The 17,826-nt window shown below is 55.1% G+C and carries 20 protein-coding genes; 10 read left to right on the top strand and 10 right to left on the bottom strand.

Going from position 1 to position 17,826, the window contains the following annotated elements:
* Positions 1 to 49: 49 nt before the first annotated feature.
* On the top strand, positions 50 to 2,125 hold the full coding sequence (locus AAAH10_RS06970) for an O-antigen ligase family protein (RefSeq protein WP_343561951.1): 2,076 nt from the start codon (positions 50 to 52) through the stop codon (positions 2,123 to 2,125).
* Between the two features lie 50 nt (positions 2,126 to 2,175).
* Complete coding sequence (locus tag AAAH10_RS06965) at positions 2,176 to 2,520, top strand: tRNA-binding protein (protein WP_343561949.1); 345 nt, start codon at positions 2,176 to 2,178, stop codon at positions 2,518 to 2,520.
* A 66-nt stretch (positions 2,521 to 2,586) separates the two neighbouring features.
* On the opposite strand, the gene AAAH10_RS06960 is transcribed toward AAAH10_RS06965, so the two are convergent.
* The 3 genes from AAAH10_RS06960 to AAAH10_RS06950 form a co-directional block, all read right to left on the bottom strand.
* Positions 2,587 to 4,047, bottom strand: a complete 1,461-nt coding sequence (locus tag AAAH10_RS06960) for an ATP-binding protein (protein WP_343561947.1) — start codon at positions 4,045 to 4,047, stop codon at positions 2,587 to 2,589.
* Between the two features lie 98 nt (positions 4,048 to 4,145).
* A complete protein-coding gene (locus tag AAAH10_RS06955) occupies positions 4,146 to 5,438 on the bottom strand; it encodes an O-antigen ligase family protein (RefSeq protein WP_343561945.1) in 1,293 nt (430 codons plus the stop codon).
* 153 nt (positions 5,439 to 5,591) lie between these two features.
* On the bottom strand, positions 5,592 to 6,326 hold the full coding sequence (locus tag AAAH10_RS06950) for an SDR family oxidoreductase (RefSeq protein ID WP_343561943.1): 735 nt from the start codon (positions 6,324 to 6,326) through the stop codon (positions 5,592 to 5,594).
* 94 nt (positions 6,327 to 6,420) lie between these two features.
* Here AAAH10_RS06950 and AAAH10_RS06945 point away from each other — a divergent pair, with 94 nt between their 5' ends.
* The gene (locus AAAH10_RS06945; protein WP_343561941.1) at positions 6,421 to 7,323 is read left to right on the top strand and encodes a LysR family transcriptional regulator; all 903 of its coding nucleotides are present in this window, start codon (positions 6,421 to 6,423) and stop codon (positions 7,321 to 7,323) included.
* Here AAAH10_RS06945 and AAAH10_RS06940 read toward each other — a convergent pair whose 3' ends face one another.
* Complete coding sequence (locus tag AAAH10_RS06940) at positions 7,324 to 8,115, bottom strand: response regulator (RefSeq protein ID WP_343561939.1); 792 nt, start codon at positions 8,113 to 8,115, stop codon at positions 7,324 to 7,326.
* Positions 8,108 to 8,575 (bottom strand): MarR family winged helix-turn-helix transcriptional regulator, encoded by a 468-nt coding sequence (locus tag AAAH10_RS06935; RefSeq protein WP_343561937.1) that lies wholly within the window; start codon positions 8,573 to 8,575, stop codon positions 8,108 to 8,110. The genes AAAH10_RS06940 and AAAH10_RS06935 overlap by 8 nt, the downstream gene beginning before the upstream one ends.
* A gap of 257 nt (positions 8,576 to 8,832) precedes the next feature.
* Here AAAH10_RS06935 and AAAH10_RS06930 point away from each other — a divergent pair, with 257 nt between their 5' ends.
* Both AAAH10_RS06930 and AAAH10_RS06925 read left to right on the top strand, forming a co-directional pair.
* The gene (locus tag AAAH10_RS06930) at positions 8,833 to 9,714 is read left to right on the top strand and encodes a branched-chain amino acid aminotransferase (RefSeq protein WP_343561936.1); all 882 of its coding nucleotides are present in this window, start codon (positions 8,833 to 8,835) and stop codon (positions 9,712 to 9,714) included.
* A gap of 99 nt (positions 9,715 to 9,813) precedes the next feature.
* Positions 9,814 to 10,344, top strand: coding sequence for a GreA/GreB family elongation factor (locus tag AAAH10_RS06925; protein WP_343561935.1), 531 nt, complete (start codon positions 9,814 to 9,816; stop codon positions 10,342 to 10,344).
* Positions 10,345 to 10,348: 4 nt separating this feature from the next.
* On the opposite strand, the gene AAAH10_RS06920 is transcribed toward AAAH10_RS06925, so the two are convergent.
* Complete coding sequence (locus tag AAAH10_RS06920) at positions 10,349 to 10,969, bottom strand: LysE family translocator (protein ID WP_343561933.1); 621 nt, start codon at positions 10,967 to 10,969, stop codon at positions 10,349 to 10,351.
* Between the two features lie 143 nt (positions 10,970 to 11,112).
* Between AAAH10_RS06920 and AAAH10_RS06915 the strand changes: the two genes are divergently transcribed.
* The 4 genes from AAAH10_RS06915 to AAAH10_RS06900 all read left to right on the top strand — a co-directional run bounded on the left by AAAH10_RS06915 (position 11,113) and on the right by AAAH10_RS06900 (position 13,338).
* A complete protein-coding gene (locus tag AAAH10_RS06915) occupies positions 11,113 to 11,556 on the top strand; it encodes an Lrp/AsnC family transcriptional regulator (RefSeq protein WP_343561931.1) in 444 nt (147 codons plus the stop codon).
* A gap of 78 nt (positions 11,557 to 11,634) precedes the next feature.
* A complete protein-coding gene (locus AAAH10_RS06910; protein ID WP_343561930.1) occupies positions 11,635 to 12,021 on the top strand; it encodes an ArsR/SmtB family transcription factor in 387 nt (128 codons plus the stop codon).
* Positions 11,981 to 12,454, top strand: coding sequence for an SRPBCC family protein (locus AAAH10_RS06905; RefSeq protein WP_343561929.1), 474 nt, complete (start codon positions 11,981 to 11,983; stop codon positions 12,452 to 12,454). The genes AAAH10_RS06910 and AAAH10_RS06905 overlap by 41 nt, the downstream gene beginning before the upstream one ends.
* A 131-nt stretch (positions 12,455 to 12,585) precedes the next feature.
* Positions 12,586 to 13,338 carry a glutathione S-transferase family protein gene (locus AAAH10_RS06900; protein ID WP_343561928.1) on the top strand — a complete coding sequence of 251 codons (753 nt, stop codon included), beginning with the start codon at positions 12,586 to 12,588 and terminating at the stop codon, positions 13,336 to 13,338.
* Between the two features lie 147 nt (positions 13,339 to 13,485).
* Here the strand turns inward: AAAH10_RS06900 and AAAH10_RS06895 are convergent, their stop codons facing one another.
* A complete protein-coding gene (locus AAAH10_RS06895) occupies positions 13,486 to 14,673 on the bottom strand; it encodes a nitrate- and nitrite sensing domain-containing protein (RefSeq protein WP_343561927.1) in 1,188 nt (395 codons plus the stop codon).
* 288 nt (positions 14,674 to 14,961) lie between these two features.
* Here AAAH10_RS06895 and AAAH10_RS06890 point away from each other — a divergent pair, with 288 nt between their 5' ends.
* Positions 14,962 to 16,002 carry a hypothetical protein gene (locus AAAH10_RS06890; protein ID WP_343561926.1) on the top strand — a complete coding sequence of 347 codons (1,041 nt, stop codon included), beginning with the start codon at positions 14,962 to 14,964 and terminating at the stop codon, positions 16,000 to 16,002.
* Here AAAH10_RS06890 and AAAH10_RS06885 read toward each other — a convergent pair.
* Genes AAAH10_RS06885 through AAAH10_RS06875 form a run of 3 tightly spaced genes read right to left on the bottom strand, consistent with a single transcriptional unit; the run spans position 15,992 to position 17,659 of the window.
* A complete protein-coding gene (locus AAAH10_RS06885; protein WP_343561925.1) occupies positions 15,992 to 16,453 on the bottom strand; it encodes a hypothetical protein in 462 nt (153 codons plus the stop codon). The two genes, AAAH10_RS06890 and AAAH10_RS06885, sit on opposite strands and share 11 nt — an antisense overlap.
* 43 nt (positions 16,454 to 16,496) lie before the next feature.
* Positions 16,497 to 16,757, bottom strand: coding sequence for a DUF4169 family protein (locus AAAH10_RS06880; RefSeq protein WP_343561923.1), 261 nt, complete (start codon positions 16,755 to 16,757; stop codon positions 16,497 to 16,499).
* A 2-nt stretch (positions 16,758 to 16,759) separates the two neighbouring features.
* On the bottom strand, positions 16,760 to 17,659 hold the full coding sequence (locus AAAH10_RS06875) for a transporter substrate-binding domain-containing protein (protein ID WP_343561921.1): 900 nt from the start codon (positions 17,657 to 17,659) through the stop codon (positions 16,760 to 16,762).
* Between the last annotated feature and the right edge of the window lie 167 nt (positions 17,660 to 17,826).

The raw sequence follows: 17,826 nt of genomic DNA, 5'->3' as shown, positions 1-17,826 counted from the left end.
AAGACAGCAGCCAGTTCGTTGAATCCCAACACTTTTGTACTGATGTAAAATGGACCTGATTCTCAAGGCACTCCTTGTTGTCTCCCTGATGCTTATGATGCAGCTTCTCAGCAGCCTGAGATACTGGATTATCATGCGGGATTTTGCGCCTGGACTGACCTTGAAAGAAGCGCACAGGATCAACATCAAATCCATTGTCGCCAGCCAGGTCTTCTTTAATTTTTTCGGACAGGTTTTTGCACGGGCAGCCCTGACCAGAAAGTCTTCCGGCAGTCGGTCTGTTTCGGTGTTGGTCACATCTGTTGAGCGGGCCTGCGGCATTGGAATTCTCATTATTCTGACAGTTCTGCTGACCCTGTGGATTACGGGGAATGCCCAAAGTCTGTTGCAGGACAATCTGGCTGTTCTGATCTATTTTCCGGTTGTTGTCGCTTTCCTGCTGCTTGTTTTCTTTTTCAGGCTGCATCACCGTGCGCGCCGGATGATTATGGCGCTTGTGGCACGTTCGACACTGAGAGTGCTGGGGATGTCGCTGGCCGTAACGCTGGTCATGCATTTGCTGACACTTCTGTGCTACCTGCTGCTTGTCTCTGAAAGCTATGGACTCCTGCTGGACAGCAAAGCCCTTCTGGCATCGCTCTTTACCATGACATCCGCCTCCCTTCCGGTTGTTCCGGGGGGCTGGGGTGTGCGGGAAGCGAGTGCGGCCTTTGCCTTTTCGCAGGCAGGATTTGATGTTGCCCGGGGTGTCGCTGTTGGCCTGGGGGTCGGAGTTGCTGCAATGGTTGCGCTTGCCATCCATGTCCTGTGGATCGGGTGGGATCACTTTGCAGCGAAAGCGGAGATCGAAGAGGAGGCTGCATCCCGTCCAACGGTCCATGCAGCGTCACGTGAAAGTCTTGTCAGTCTGGCAACCCTGTCCTGGCTGATGCCTGTTGTGGTCGGCATTCTGCTGGCCTTTCAGTTCCGGGTTCATTCTGCGGATGTTGCGATTTCCCTGAATCTGGCTGACCCTTTTGCGATTGTTGTCGGGCTGTCAGTCCTGCTCTTTGCCCACAAGGGGCTCTTGAAACCTGACAACTGGGCCTTCCACGGGTTTTCGCTGTCCCTGCTGTTGACGGGCCTGAGTATCCTGATCGCCTTTGCCGTTGGCTATTGGCGCTACGGGCTGATTGAGTGGGCGCTTTTCAACAGGCTGATTGGCTTTGGTATTCTGTTGTCGGTGTTTCTGTCCGGAGCCTTTCTTGTTCAGATGAACGGCAGCTGGACCGTTCGCAAGACGCTGGATGTCCTGTTGTTTGTCGCAGCCGTTGTTGTGTTGCTGGAGTTTGTGACACGTTTTTTTGCGCCGCCTGATTTGATGAAGCTGCTGGAGTGGGAGTATCACCAGTACTCCGGCTTTTTGCTGAACCGGAATGCCTGGGGGTTCTTCCTGCTGATTGTGGCCTTTTCCTGGATCGGGGTGAACAGGGATGTGAGGTTCAATCCCTTTGTGGGGCTGGTTTTGCTGGGTGCCTATGCGACGTCTTCCAGAACAGCACAGTTGAGCCTGGTCATCTGCTTTGTCGTGCTGCTGTTGCTTGATTTCAGGAAATTCAGAGACGTTGCTGTGTCCTTCCTGGCTGTTCTGGCACTTTATCATTTGTCCCACTTCCTTGTTGTGCAGTTCCAGGTCACGGGAAATGCAACTTCCCTTATGGCCGGTTTCATGGGAGCAGTTTCGCAATCCAGTGATCATGAGCGGCTGGCAACCTTTCAGCAGGGCTGGTTGCTTTTTACGGAAAACCCGTTTTGGGGAGCCGGATTGGGACGCAATATGCAGCTTCCTGTGGGGGATCGACAGGTGCTTGTGGTGATTCACAATACCTTCCTGTGGGTGCTGGCTGAATTCGGGGTTCTGGGTTTTGTGCTCTTCTTTTCGCCTTTCCTGCTTTTGCTGGTACAGTTTTTCAGGCAGAAAATGAGTCTGAAAGAACCGACTGTTCAGGCCCTGTTTTTCTGTCTCGTTATCTTCGGAGCCTTTTCGATGGTTCACGAAATGGCCTACCAGCGTATCTTCTGGTTTGTGCTGGGGCTGCTGACCGCGTCTGCAGGTGCGTTCCGGAGTTTGCGCCGATCCGCATGAACACAGGTCTTTGTGCTCAGGGGCGGCTCTCTATCAGGGAAGAAGGATCAATGGATCAAAACACTCTGTCGTATGAGGATTTTCTCAAGGTTGATATCCGGGTTGGAACGGTCAAGGAAGCGCGGGAGTTTCCCGAGGCGCGGCGTCCGGCGATCAAACTTCTGATCGATTTCGGGGAGGAAATCGGCCAGCGCAAGAGCTCGGCCCAGATCACCGGGCATTACGATCCGGCCTCACTGGTTGGCAGGCAGGTTCTTGCGGTTGTGAACTTTCCGCCGAAGCAAATCGGCCCTTTTATGTCGGAATGCCTGACACTTGGTCTGAGCGATGATCAGGGAGAGATTGTTCTTCTGGCGAGCGACAAACCCGTTCCTGACGGACAGAGGGTTCACTGATCCGAAGGGTCTGCTGCAAATTGTGCAGAGACTGTTTTTCCGTGATGTTTTGTGCTGTCCCGGGACTTACAGTGGCAGGGTCACGCGCGCTCTCAGGCCACCCATGGGGCTGTCTTCGAGTTTCAGTTCGCCCCCGTGGTTGCTGATGATGTCCATGGTAATGGACAGGCCCAGTCCCTGTCCGCCTGTGTCACTGTTTCTTGAGGCTTCCAGACGAAAGAAGGGCTTGAGGACGTCCTTTCTTTTGTCCTGCGGAATGCCGGGGCCATCATCATCGACAATGATCTCGACCTGTCCGGCCCTCATGTTGGCCTGAACCGAGAGATTGTCTGCATAGCGGCGTGCGTTGCCGATCAGATTGCTGATCGCCCTTTTCAGACTGTTGCGCCGGATGTGCAAGAGGGCATCGCCCTGAACAAGGAGATCAACCTTGTCACATTCATCCCTTTGCAGGGCAGCCTGTTCCTGCAGGGCTGATCTCCGGAAGGGAGCAACCACATCTTCCAGAAAAAGGCGAAGGCTGACATCGCTGTAGTCTTCGCCACGATCCCCTCGGGCGAAGCTGAGATAGCCCTCGATCATGGTTTCCATCTCGGCAACGTCATCCTTGAGTTCGCTGATTCCCTCCTTGTCCCCCATCAGGGCGAGCTGGAGTTTCATGCGGGTAAGAGGGGTGCGGAGGTCATGGCTGACGCCGGCGAGCATGGCTGTACGGTTTTCGACCTGTCGCTTGATGCGTGAGCCCATGCGCAGGAAGGCAGCGGAAGCCAGCCTGACTTCACTGGCACCTTCGGGCTTGAAACCGGAAACATCGTGCCCCTTGCCGAAGGCTTCAGCGGCCTGTGCAAGGCGTTGAATGGGGCGCACCTGATTGCGCATGAACAGAACCGCAATACCGAAGAAGAAAAAGGAGGTTCCCAGCATCCAGAAAGTGACCAGATAGGTTGTTGTTGTAAACAGGCGCTTGCTGGGAACGAGAGCAAGCAGGACGCCTGTGTCCATTTCGATTTCAATCTTGATCTGGTCATCAAGGGATTTGGTGTCTATGGAATAGAGATAGCCTGTCTGTCTGTGACTGTGAAGCGAGCTGCGCAGCGCATTGTCCAGCCTGTTTTCCAGGATGGACCAGCCTGGTTTCCAGCTGTCATCCAGCAGGACAGCGCCTTCGTGAAAGGACAGGGAAAGGGAGGCTGTTCTTTGAAGCAGGCGAAAGATTTCGGCCTGTTCGGAAGGAGACTGCGCATCTTCCAGCAGGGTTATGGCAATTGCCAGATCACCGGCCAGAGCGTTGGTCAGGCGCTTGGTCACAGTCTCGTAGTGACGGTCGTAAAAGACCCACGCCGAAATGGCCTGCACAAGCAGGACCGGCAGGACAATGATCATAAGGGAGCGTCCCAGAAGCGTTCTGGGAAGAACGCGCTTCCAGAAACCTTGCTGAATCAGCTGACCGTTGTAGTCTCTCATGGGCTCCCGGGAGTGATCTTCCCTTGCAGAAGCCGATCCTTGCTCTGACGCTGTTGTGGTCATGCCTGGCGTCCCTGTAATGTTCAGGCCTGCTTCAGACTACACTGGAAGAGACAGGGGTGTAAATGTGAAGCTTTGGTGCCTGCCGTGATAAAAATGGTTCAGGCCTTGATTACAGGTTCGACTGTTTTTTCTGTAGCGATGGCAGAACGGGAGGCTTTTTCCCTGAGCGGAAAGGAGAAAAGCAGAACGGCAAAGAAGATCAGTCCTGCAAACCAGCGATTTTGCCAAATGCCCCATGACAGCATCGAGATGATGAAAAGAAAGACAAAGGTGGACTGAAAAAGCAGGTCGCTTTTCCTGTTCTTTCCGGTTCCCGGGATCATTGACTGTCTGGTTGCATCAATCAGCAGGGACAGCCCGGCCAGAACGATCAGGACCCCGACAACACCCAGTTCGTACCAGATCTGGATGGCGGCATTGTGCGGGTGCAGAGGCAGGGCATCATCCTGCCCCGAAATTTCGCCTGTTTTCTCGATGCTGACATAGCCTTCTTCGGGAGAGTTCTCATGGTGTCTGCTGGCATCAATGCCAAAGCCTTCCAGAGGTTTCTTCATAACCATGTCAGAGACATAGCTCCAGATGAAGAGTCTGTGGTGTGCAGAGTCCGGCATATTGTCAGGTATTTGGGGGCCAATCGCCTGCCATGCTGTTTGGGAGGCAATAGGCAGGGAAACAAAGCTGATCAGGACGAGGAATTTCAGAACGTGTGTTGAAGGGAGCGGAACAAACCTGAACAGCACATACCAGGTGAAAGCCAGTATGGAAGCCAGCTTGGCGCTTTCACTCGCTGTGAAGAACGGAAAAGCGGTAAGGGCAAGGAGAAGGGCAAGGCTCTTTTTCAGATCAAGGCGATCAGCATTTTGTGCAAGCAGGAACCAGCCCAGGCAGGACACAAAAACACTTCCGAAATTAAAACGGCTCGGATTGACTTCCTCGCTGAAGTCCTTGTCCTTGAGCAGGCGGGTGAGGGGAGAGTCAGCCTGATTTTCCAGCAGCAGAATGAACAGGCCGAGCAGAACACCGATACCGAGCACTTTCAGCAGTCTTTGTCTTGCAGCTTCATCCCGGTTTCGAAGGCTTTCAGTCAGGAAGAGTGCACAGACAATCAGTCCGAAAAGCCGGACAACAAGAAAGACATCCTTTTCAGGGAGCTGGGACCAGAACAGACTGAGGAAGAGCCATCCCAGAAATGCTGCCAGTATCAAAGCAGGGGCTCTTGACAGGCGCGGAAGGTGAACATGGCCTTTTGAAACCAGATCAAAGAGCACAAGCCCGACGCTCAGTAAAACGAGAACAGGGACAACTCCCTTGCTGGCCAGAACGGAAACGGCTGGCAGCAGAAACAGGATCACCCCTGTGAAATAACGATCAAACTGTTCAAGGGTCGGCATTGGTGCTCTTCCGGAAAATGACCCCTTCCTGTTAATCAAAAAAGAGTTACAGAGCAAGGCTTTTACTCTGTTCTGACCCGAGTTGTCCGGAAAGAGCAGGGCGTTTGTCTTTGTGCTTTCCCGCACGGTTCGGAAAAAACGCCCTGCTGTTGATCAGGGTTGCTGCCTTGTCGGGGCGACAACAATTTCCCGAACGCAGACAGACTGGGGTTGCTGGTAGGCAAAGGCAACGGCTGCTGCGATGTCATCCGGGGCAATAACGCCACCCATTGTGGTTTTCCAGTCCTCGTAACCCTCCCTGATTTCCCGGGATGTGGTGTGGGACAACAACTCTGTTTCAACGGCGCCCGGTGCGATGGTGATCACACGTACATTGTCATCTGCAACTTCCTCGCGGATGTTTTCTGTCATCGCATGAACGGCGAACTTGGTGCCACAGTAAACGGCGTGGTTCGGGAAGGTCTTGCGCCCGGCGATGGAGCTGATGTTGATGATGGTTCCGCTTTTGCGTGCTTTCATCGGTGCCAGCACAGTCTGCATGCCGTTGAGCAATCCGAGAACATTGACATCGAACATCTGTTTCCATTCGGAAGCATCCTGATCGTGGGCCTGCCCCAGAAGCATGAGACCTGCATTGTTGATCATCAGGTCGGCAGGTCCGAATTGATCCTCTGCTTCACGGAGCGCAGTTTCAAAATCCTGACGGTCTGTAACGTCTACCTTGCGGCACAGACAGTTCGGCAGATCAAGAGCTTCAAGTCTTTCAACGCGCCGGGCAAGCAGCAGGAGGGGATGTCCCTCTGCACTGAGTTTGCGGGCGATAGCCTCGCCGATACCGGAACTTGCACCTGTGATCACAGCCAGCTGTTTTGTTGGCAGTTCTTTCATGGAAATCTCCTGTGAATGAATGTTTCTTCACGACAAGAGATAAGGCTTTTGTTATTGATGATCTATGGATCAATAATCAAATCAGTTGTGTATTATGAGCAACAATGTGCCACTTTCGGATATTCGCGCCTTTGTCGAGATTGCCAGCAGCGGATCCTTCACCAGGGCGGCGGAAGAGCTTTCGGTCTCGCGTGCCCATCTGTCCCGCCAGCTGGCGCAACTTGAAGAGCGGTTGGGCGTGCAACTGCTGATCCGGACCACACGATCCCAGAGACTGACCAAGGCCGGGCGGCATTTCTTTGAGCGCTGTCAGGCGGCTCTGGGAGGTCTTGATCAAGCCGTTGTGGATGTCATTGATGAAAACCGTGGTCTGCGTGGAGCCTTGGCGATCAACTGTGTCGGTGGTCCGTTGGGGGAGGAGATTGTTGCGCCCTTGCTGGCGCGTTTTGGTGCGCTCTATCCCGATATTGACGTGACTCTGGATTTCACCAGTCAGCGGGTTGATCTGGTCGGGGATGGCTTTGATCTGGTGCTGAGAATGGGGGCGCTGGAGGACAGCCGTTTCATGGCGCGAAAGCTTGCGGACCTTGAGATCGAAACGCTGGCCAGTCCGGCCTTTCTGGAGCATGCCGGTTCATTGACCCATCCCTCTGATCTGAAAGCCGCCAACTGTCTGACGGGCAGTGTGGCCCGCTGGAGCTTCCAGCGAAAAGGTCAGGAGCAGGATCGCTTTGAGTTGTCTGTGAAGGGGAATTTCCGGTGCAGAAACGGGCGTGCCCTGATACAGGCTGCCCTGAACGGAAACGGAATTGTGCGCCTGCCGCGTTTCTATTGCAGGGAGGAGATCAGGCAGGGCAGGCTCTGCCCGGTCTTTTCTGACTGGGAAACGCTGCCGGTGCCGCTCTATTTGCTTTATCACCGCAAAAACTACCAGCCGGAACGCCTGCGGGTTCTGATCGATTTCCTCGTTGAGGGCTTGCCGGGAGAGCTGTCCTGATCAGCAGATCAGGGTATAGCCAACGCCGCGGAGTGTCTGCAGATACTGGGGATAGCGCGGGTCGTTTTCGATCTTGCGGCGCAGGCGGGTGATCTGGACATCCACCGTGCGGGCATTGATGGTGCCTTCACCCTGGGGATCGCTGTTCGGGTTGGCTGCGAGGGACGCTTCGGCCAGGGCATCGCGGCTGACGGCTTCATTGGCGTTCCCGGCAAGAGTGCGCAGCAGGGCAGCCTCGGCTTCGGTCAGGTGGATGAAGCGCTCTTCAGTGTCTTCCAGCTTCCAGAGTTGGCCGCGTTTGCGATCGAAACGGAAGGGGCCGAAACGCAGTTCATCACTGTCCTGCTCATCGGTTGTGAGGGGTGTTTCACTGCTCTGTTGCTGCGGAGCAGAGCGCAGGCGTTTCAGGATGGATTGAACGCGCAGAACCAGTTCGCGGGGTTCAAAGGGCTTGGGCAGATAGTCATCTGCACCACTTTCCAGTCCCGTGATGCGGTCTGTGCTTTCGCCCATGGCGGTCAGCAGCAGGATCGGCACGTCCTTGCCTGCCTCATCGCGAAGGGAGCGCGTGAGCTCCAGTCCGGTTTCGCCCGGCATCATGATGTCCAGGATCAGAAGGTCAAAGTCCAGGGAAGCCATGCAGTCGCGTGCAGCCCGGGCCGAGTCCGCCGTGCTGATGCGAAAGCCCTGTTCACACAGAAACCGCTTGAGCAGGCTGCGCAGACGCTCGTCATCATCAACGACCAGCAGGTGCGGGGCATTATCGGGCAGGGCAGCAGCAGTGTCAGTCATTCTTTTCCTCGAGCTGATGGCGATCATCCTCGTGGATCATCTGAAAAAGAACCTTCTTGAAGGCCTCGAAATCCGCCTTGCCGTTTTCCGAGCGGGCACTCCAGATCTGGCGGCGCTGAGCTTCATAGAGCGCCTGTTCCAGCCTTTCGCCCTTGCTGGTGAGATAGAGCAGACGCTGGCGGCGATCCCGTTTTCCGGCATACTGTTCGACAAAACCCTCGTCCAGAAGCTGGCGCAGCACCCGCGACAGGCTCTGTTTGGTGATCTTCAGTGTGGCGAGCAGATCGCTGACCGTGATGCCGGGTGTTCGCCCGACAAAGTAGAGCACACGGTGGTGGGCACGGCCAAAGCCGTACTCTTCCAGAATTTCATCCGGCTCGGAGGTGAACTCACGGTAGGCAAAGAACAGCATCTCGATCACGCGGCGTGTTTCGGCCTCGCTCATTTCAGGTGTCGGCATTGTGGAATCGCTATTCGAGTCTGCTGGTTTTGAAGACTGTTTTGTCAAGGAATCGGGTGCTTTGGAAAAAAATACGTCAGCCATGTTGACTTATTTGCAGAAAGACTGTTACAAGAATCTCAAGGGAAACGAAACATTCGTTTCTTATCTCGCCTAAATTAAACATTTCGTTGTTTTTGTGCAAAGCAAACTGGTAAAAGCCCGTTTTCTTTGCATCATATTAGAATCAAACCTAAACCATTCAGGGCTGAAAAGCTATGACAATGCTTCCATTTGATGATCGCGATGGATTTATCTGGTACAACGGGGAAATGCTCCCCTGGCGTGAAACAAAGCTCCACGTCCTCTCGCACGGGCTGCACTATGCCAGCGCTGTTTTCGAGGGTGAGCGGGCCTACAGCGGCAACATCTTCAAGATGCAGGAACACCATGAGCGCCTGCACAAATCCGGGGAACTGCTGGGTTTTGAAATCCCTTATTCCGTAGAGGAAATCAACAAGGCATCCATGGAAGTGCTAGAGCGCAACGGCTGGACCGATGCCTATCTGCGCCCGATCGCATGGCGTGGTTCAGAGATGATGGCCGTTTCCGCACAGAAGACGAAGATTCACGTTGCCATCGCTGCCTGGCAGTGGCCGTCCTACTTCACACCGGAAGCACGTATGAAGGGGCTGCGTCTGGACTGGGCTGTCTGGAACCGTCCTGATCCGAAGACCGCACCGACCTCTTCCAAGGCGGCGGGTCTTTACATGATCGCGACCCTGTCCAAGCACGCTGCTGAAGCCAAGGGCTATGACGATGCGCTGATGCTCGACTATCGCGGGCAGATCGCAGAGTCCACAGGCTCCAACGTTTTCCTCATTCAGGATGGTGTGATCCACACACCGACACCGGATTGCTTCCTGGACGGCATCACACGTCAGACCGTGATTGATATTGCGCGGTCCAAGGGCTACGAGGTCGTCGAGCGCGCCATCATGCCGGAAGAACTGGCGAAGACCCAGGAGGTCTTCCTGACTGGTACGGCTGTCGAGGTGACACCGGTTGCATCCATTGGTGATTACACCTTCACACCGGGTGACATCACCCGTGACCTGCTGGTGGCCTATGACGAGATGGTTGGCAAGCCGGCTGTCTAGGCCGATCCGACTGTTCAGACAAGGGGGCTCGTGCGGTTGTGCACGGGCCTTCTGTCTTTTTGTCCCTTCTGCTGCTGTTTTGTTGTCAAGTGAGGACCCATGAGCCGTGCTTTTGTCAAGGAACAGGACGGAGACCTCTCACCGGAGGAACTTCCGGATCGCCCTGTTTCCCCTCATCGCAATCTGGTCACACCGGAAGGTCTGGCCCAGCTGCGTGACCTTCTGGCCCGAACCCGCAAGGAGCTTGCGGAGCTGCGGCTGCAGGATGGAGAGGGGGCAGAGGCTTCTCTGGAAAACCGGACAGTTCAGGCACAGCTTGCCCGCGACCTGCGCTATTACGAGGCCCGTCTGCAATCTGCGGAGCTGCAGGACCCGAAAATCGTGCCCGGCAACAGCGTTGCCTTTGGTGCCTGGCTTCTGCTGGTTGACGAGGACGACACAGAGTATCGCTATCGCATTGTGGGAGAGGACGAAGCTGATCCGCAACAGGGCCTGATCAGCTATCGCTCTCCGCTGGCAATGGCTGCAATGGATGCTGAAGTCGGGGACCTTGTCAGGTGGCCCCGCCCCACCGGGACGCTGGAACTTGAGCTGGTTGCCCTGTCCTATGACGGGCCGGCAAAGGAATAGAACGCTATTTCATGTCACGCACGAGCCTGAGTGTCAGGCCCAGCAGAGTCACACCGGAAACAATCCTGAAAAGGCGATAGCGTTCCTGTGTGATGAAACGGGAGCGCAGGGCTGTGGCCAGTGCCGAGTAGCTGCTCAGTGACAGGATTGAAATTCCGCAGTAGGTGAGCACGAGAACAAGAGCCTGGGGCAGGACCGCATCCTGCGGATTAAGCACCTGCGGGAAGAGGGCAACATAGAACAGGATCGCCTTGGGGTTGGTAACCGCCAGCAGGAAGGCCTCTGCAAAGAGTACGCGACCCGGGATGTCAACAGCAGGCTCTGCGTTTGTCTCAATTCTTTCCGTCCTGAAAATCAGCTTCAGGCCCAGCCATCCCAGATAGGCAATGCCAAGCCATCGAAAGAGGTTCCACAGGAACTCCGAAGTCATGACAAAGCTCGCGACGCCGCCAGCACAGAGCAGCCCGGCTGTAAAAAGCCCCAGTGCATTGCCGAAAATAGTTGGCAGGACACGCTGAAAACCCAGCTGAATGGCACGCCTGACTGTGTTCAGGATCGCAGGGCCGGGGGTGATAATGTTGGCAGTGCAGATAATCACAAAGGATGACCAGACGACCCATGTCATAGAGCGTGCTCCTGTCTCGGTTTGCTGGAAGGGAAGATGTTGCTTCAGGTTAGAAGGGTTTTCATGATCTGTCCTTATTGTGTGGAAGGGATTTTCTTCTTATTCTTTCAGGAAGAAATATTTTCTGCTGAAAGTCTTTTGAAATGAAAAACGAGATTGATGATCTTGATCGCGCCCTGTTGAAAGCCCTTGGAGAAGATGCCCGAAAAAGCTGGCGGGAACTGGCTGAACAGCTGGGGGTGTCGGCCCCGACCATTCGGGATCGCGTCGGACGTTTGCAGGATATCGGTGTGCTGCGTGGCTTCGTGACTGAACTGGACCCGGTGGCGCTGGGCTACACTCTTGAAGCCATCGTGCGTTTCAAGGCCTTTCCGGGCAAGCTGCAGAAGCTGGAACAACAGATCAGGGAAGCCGATCGGATTGTCCAGTGTGACAAGATCACCGGAGAGGACGCCTTTGTTGCCCGTTTGCTCTTGCGGTCCATTGCGGAGCTTGATCCCCTGCTGGAGGGTTTCACTGACAAGGCCTCGACCAACACAGCCATTGTCAAGGCCAGCCCTGTCCGTATGAGACAACCTCCTCTGTAAAAAGGGTTCTTCAGAAAACTTAGCTATTTTGCTAACTTTTTTGTTGTCATTCTTTTCTGCCTCTTGTAACTTAGTCGTATGGCTAACTATTCTGTTTCCCTTGATCTGATTTTTCATGCCCTGGCGGATCCGACGCGCAGGGCGGTGGTGCAACGTCTGTGTCGCGGGGCGGCCTCTGTGGGTGAGTTGGCAGAGCCTTTCGATATGAAGCTGCCGACCTTCATGCAGCATCTCAAGGTGCTGGAGGGCAGCGGTCTGGTCCGTTCCCGCAAAAAGGGACGGGTGCGCACCTGTGAACTGCAGACCGGGGCACTGGACCCGGTGGAAAGCTGGGTTGGCGAACAGCGCAAGCTTTGGGAACAACGTTTTGATCGTCTTGATGCCTTCCTGAAAGACGGGGAAGACGGAGACGGGGAGATTGATGATGACGACAGCAACAGCAACAGCAGCAGCAGCAGAAAGTGATTTTGAACTGGTTATGGAGCGGGTGTTCGATGCGTCGCTGGACCGCGTCTGGGCTGCCTGGACGAACGCGGATGCCCTTGTGCAGTGGTTCTTTCCCCACGATTGCCAACTCGGGGAAAGCGTTTTTGATATTGTTGAGGGCGGAGCTTATCGCTGTACCTTGATGGGTTGCACATCAGGCAAACACTTCACAATGCGTGGAACCTACGAGGAGATCAAACCGCAATACAGGCTGGTCTTTACCCACGGCTGGGTAGGCGAGGGCGATCTGGTTGAGCGCATGACCCGCATTGTCGTGACCTTTGTGGAGGAAGAGCAGGGCAGAACCCGGCTCAATTTCTGCCAGAGCGGACTGGGCAGTGAAGAGGCCCGCAACAGTCACGCTGATGGCTGGGGTGGCGTGCTGGATCATCTGGGAGACCATGTCGCCTGATGGCTCCGGGACGGGGTGTGGAAAAGGAGGCTATCCGGTGATGGCCTCTTTCTTTTGCAGGGTGATTTTTCCCTCTTGGAGAACCGGCGGGGCAGGGATAAGCTGGCGCGGATTTTTCCGGAGACCTTTTTATGACGTACAGACTCTATGCCGCACCAGATTCCGCGAACATTGTCATCCAGATGATACTGGAGGAACTGGGGCTGGAGCATGAGGTGCTCTGGGTGAACAGGGCCGTCCAGGAGCACCGCAAGGAACCCTATCTCTCGCTCAATCCGCAAGGTCTGATCCCCGTGCTGCTGGATGAGGACACCCCGATCTACGAGACGGCTGCCATTGCCCTGCATCTCAGTGACAGGGCCGGAAAGCTTGCGCCGCAAAAGGCCGGTTCGCCGGAGCGTGCGACCTTCCTGCAGTGGCTTTTCTGGATTTCCAACAGCTATCACAGTGATCTGCGCACGCTGTTTTACAGTCATCGTCACGTTGCAGCCTGTGAAGGCGGGGCGGAGGATCTGACAGCAGCTCAGCTGAACCTGCTGGAGGGGACCAAAGAGCGGCTTTGCAAGCACATTACGATGGTCGAAAAACAGCTGTCGAAATCCATCGACGGGCCGTTTCTCTTCGGGCCAAAGATGACCGTTGCCGATCTCTATCTGGGTGCCTGCAGCCGCTGGCTGATGCTCTATCCGGCGAAGTTCCCGAGCCTGCCGCAGACCCATCCGCGCTTTGCACCGAACCGTCTGCCCTATCACCGCCGCCTGCTTTCAGCGCTGGAGGCCTTGCCCTCCGTTCACCGCGCCCTCGGCAGCAACAACATCAAGCCTCCGTTCTTCCTCGACCCGACCGGCCCGAATGTGGATGCGAGCGCGGTGCTCGGAGAGTGATCCGGAAAAAGGGATTTTAAAGGGAACCTGTCCCTTTTGTTATTTCTGTCCTTCTTGGTCGGTCCTGCTTTTCATTCTTTCGATAAAGAGCGCGTCCTGTGCCCGATCCTGCAACAATTCCGGTTTCTGTTCCTGTTGTTCCGGCGCTCAGTCGGATCTCTGCGGCAGTTTTTGTCGGGCCGGTTTTGCGACGGGCGACGGATCGGAGGGGAAGGCCGGTTTGTTCCAATGCGCCGGGCGTATGGGCGGAGCCTGCCTGTGATTGGTTGCTGTCCGTGGTTCGTGCTCTTTTTCTCTCTCCCTTTCCCGTTCTTCCTGCAGGGCTTTTGCTGTCTTTTTGAAAAGGGAGTGCAGCACAGCGGTGATCAGCAGGATGGTGGCACCGATGGCGGATGAAATGGCGATGGTGAAAAACAGGGCCTGATTGTGGAGCTCCTCTATCTTGATGAGGATATCGCTGGCCAGACGATCCTCGACATCCTGAAGCATGTCGATTTTCTGGGTCATGGTGCTGAACCAGATCCGGGGGTCGACCTCTGTGTTTCTGGCAATGAAGGTGTTTTTGATCAGGCTTTGGCGAATGGTGTCGATCTCGCCAAAGGCCGGGTCCTGCCGGGCCTTGAAATAGAAGGCCCGCTGCCCTTCGGAGGCAAAGGAACGGAAGGTGTCGGCCAGAGTGTTCTGGATGGTGACCAGTTCCTTGAAACGGTTCAGATTCTGAAAGCTGAAGTGTCCTGCGCTGAAACCTGCCGTGCCCACGGCACGTTCTATGGAACTGTATTCCTTGAGCTTGGTGAAGAGCACATAGCTGTGGATCATGTTGGCGATTTCAGCATCGTGTGACAGGAGGGCCATGCCGGCATTGATGTTGATGCTCTGCGTGTTCAGGCCGGTAAAGAAATTGATGACCTCGTTCGAACCGGTGGTGCGCTCATCGATGCGGGTGCGGAGTGTCGGGGTGAGGGAAAGCGATTGCAGCAGCATGTCCTGCTGATCCTGCAGTCTTTGCGGCATGGCCTGAAAGGGGGTGTTTTTCAGCACAAAGCGCAGAATGCGTACTTCCCTGTCGGTCAGGGCACGCTGCTCTTCCATCTCCTCTTCGAACAGCTGGCCTTCGTTGCTGAGAAAGCCTGTGGAAAGACCGCGTTCGATCTGCTGTTCATGAACAAGCGCATTGAGGTGCAGGGACAGATGAGCCAGTTTCGAGAGGGAGTTGACGGTACGGATCGCCTGAACGTTTTCATAAACCAGATAGCTGGCGAAACAGAGGGCCAGAAAGATCGGCAAACCTGAAGCAAGCAGCAGTACAGATCTGATTTTTGATTCAAGTGGCATTTACACGTTAACTTTCGATTATAAGTAGTGCCTGCCTTTTTTTATTATTTTCACTATATTAAAAGCATATTCTTATTAAAAAGTGAATAACATAGTAAAGATATAGGGTGTTTTGAGTGCAAAGATATGCGAATTTTCTTTTCGTTATTTTTTGATGATGTGACGTACCTCTCCCCTGGAAGCTTTTGCTGCAGAGGGGCATCTTTCCGGTTGCCAACAGGGCAAAGAGCTGTTTCCTTGCGCGGGTGAGTTGCCCTTCCCCCGGAACCTGACGCACGAGCCTTTCCCATGTTTCTTCGCTTTCTGCTGGCCAGCCTCTCTGTGGTGCTGGTGCTTTCTGTCCTGCCGGCTGTAACGTCACTGGAACGGGTAAAGACCTACAGTTTGAAGCGCTCTGACGGATCAGATATCGTTTATCATCTGATCAGCAGTTCCTCGCCTGCCCACGATGCAACGGAAAAGCGATCCCTGCTGGTTGCCCTGCAGGGATCGGACTGCAACTCCGCGCTGAACAATCCGGCGCTTCAGCGTGATCTGTGGGCCTTGCGTCCGCGGTCTGATCTTTTGCTGGTGGAAAAGCGCGGAATTGATGAAACACTGGTCTGGTCCGATGATCCGGAGCGTGCAGACTGTCCGCAGGAGGCCGTCCATCTGGACACGCCGGGAAGGCGGGCGCGTGATGTCAGCCGGGTTCTTGCCGGATTTCCGGACAGTGAAATCCATTACAGCAGTATCGTTGCTGTCGGAGGAAGCGAAGGTGCTGTGGTCGCGGCTCTGCTCAACGAGAAAATCTGGGGGCTTGATGCCATTGTGATGTTCAACAGCGGTGGCCGCAACTTTCGTGACGATATCGAGCACAGCATGGCGGCTTCCATTCCCGATCCGGAGCAACTGAAAGCCGTCAGGAGTGAGTTTCTGGGGTTCTGGCAGATGGTGAGAACGAGCCGGGAGCCCCTGGAGTTCGAGGTGAGTGGCCATGGCTATAACTGGTGGCGGGAGATGGTGTTGCAGGATCTCTGGCTTGTGTTGCTGGATGCGCGGGCGCCGGTTCTGCTGATACAGGGCGGTCAGGATGAAGCTGTCTCGCCACGGAGTGTGGATCGTCTTGTCCGTGACCTGCAAAAGGAGCGTCCTGAAATTCTGACCTATGAGCTTCTGCCGGAGCTGGACCATCGACTGTATGATCTGAAGGGGCAAAACCGGATGAACGAGGTCATGCAGGGGGCTGCCTTCTGGCTGAAGGATCACCTGACCGAGAAGGCAGAAGGAGAAGACCCCGGGGAGGATCTGATGCAGCAGTTCAGGATGCCTCTTTCCGTTACCCGCTGAGTCCGAACATTCTTTCCCAGTTTTTCATGGTCATGCCTGTTCGGTAGGATTCCTGCATCTCCGGATCGAGAACTTCAATCAGCAGGCGGTTCTCCAGCCAGATTTCCACACACTCAAAGGGGCCGCGATTGCACAGGCGTGCCAGCCAGTTTTGTTCTTCTGCCTTTGCAAGGATGGCTTCGTGCGACAGGGATGATGCCAGTGCCAGATGCACAGGCGAGGGGGCTTTGTCTTCTTCCCCGACGGTGCAGATGACCTGTTTTTCGCCTGCTGTCAGGCGGTGAGTGAGGGGATAAACCTCGACAGCTGTTCCGTCGTCCCTGACCCCGAAGGCAATCCAGCTGTCGGGAAAAGGAGGAAAGGGCAGGGCGCGTCCGCCCATCAGTTCAGCCAGAAAGATTGCGATCCTTTCCGGCTCTGCGGCAGGGAGTGACAGATGTAACAGGCTCATGCGTCCGACCTCCTGGGTTGTCCGGCAGGCGTTTTCACCTCTCTCAAGTGTCGCTGTTCTGGTCGCCCCTGTCCAGTTCGGGACTGTCTGTCCTGACTTCGTTTGTTCGGTCTTTGTCTGCCTGTGCCCTGTCCAGTCTGTGGGCTTCCAGTTCGGTCTCTGCCTTGCGTTTGGAAAAGAGATCGATTTGCTTTTGGGCTTTCGTGCGGCCGTGGAGCTGACGGTTTTGTTCGGCCCTTTTGGCTTTCTCGTCGCGATCCCGGGCCTTTTTGGCCTTGCGCAGATTGATGATCTTGCCACTCATGTTCACTCCTGCTTCTTGTTGGCCTGTGTACCGGAGCTGTTTGTAATCAGACGGCTTTGCAGTTCGCGAATGTCATACCAGTAGTCTTTCGGGATTCTGGAAACCAGCGGAGCAATGTCGGGGTTGGGGATCGGGATGATGGTCCGTTCCAGCGGGTTGAGTGTCTCCAGTGCGCGCAGCAGCTGGGGATGTTTGAGCAGCAGATTGTCATAGCTTCCATTGTTTATGGCGTTTTTCAGGCCTTGCAACAGGATGTCATGGCGCGTCCGGTCGTTTTTGCGAACATAGAGGAAGAAGTCGAACATGAGATGGAGCATCAGGTTCTCTTCCAGCCTGACCTTCATGTGGCGGCGCTGATCCAGTTCAGGGAGGATCTCCAGCAGGCCGCGGTGCAGGGCATCGTAGCGATCGCCGGTCAGCATGGGCCAGAGGCTGTCATAATCGGATGTGGTCAGTTTCATCCCGAGTTTTCTGAACAGATCGCTTTCCGGCCAGCCGACACCGGACCCTATGCGGACCTTTTCGCGCAGATCGCCCAGGGATTTGACAGGGTTGAAGCTGTCCTGGTCATCATCGCGAATGATCAGGCCGCGATAGCCCAGCAGGCCTCTGGTCAGGGGGAAGTCAATCTGGAGAAAACGCGTTTCGCGCTCTCTGGTGTGGCCTGCAAAGAACATGTCGATGGTGCCGCGTTCCAGCTCGTTGAAGATGCGCGGCTGAACCGCATCTCCCATGGGGATCAGATGCAGCCTGTGATCACCGGGGGCATGCTTTATGGCAAGTTTGATGACAGCATATTCGACAGCAAAGTAATCCACGGCATCGCGCAGGATGCCCAGTTTGAAATCTTCTGCCTTCGCTATGGTGCCAAAGAGGCCGGACAGGAGGAGCAGGCCAATCAAGAAGTGTTTCAGGACCACCAAAACATCACCATGGGTTCAAGATTTTACTCAGTCTCTGTGGCTGAGGACCGGGTCTCAGCGGTTGGGAGACAATCTATCGTCTTGTCGCAGACAGTGTCAAAGCGCAATCGGTCAGCTGTCGCAATCGTGAGAGAAAAAGGGTGCAC

Origin of the sequence: Carbonatibacter coralli (assembly GCF_039592655.1) — a bacterium.
Classification (GTDB): Bacteria; Pseudomonadota; Alphaproteobacteria; order Kiloniellales; family Kiloniellaceae; genus Carbonatibacter; species Carbonatibacter coralli.
The sequence above is the reverse complement of the archived record's forward strand: the minus strand, read 5'-3'. Positions and strand labels throughout refer to the sequence as shown.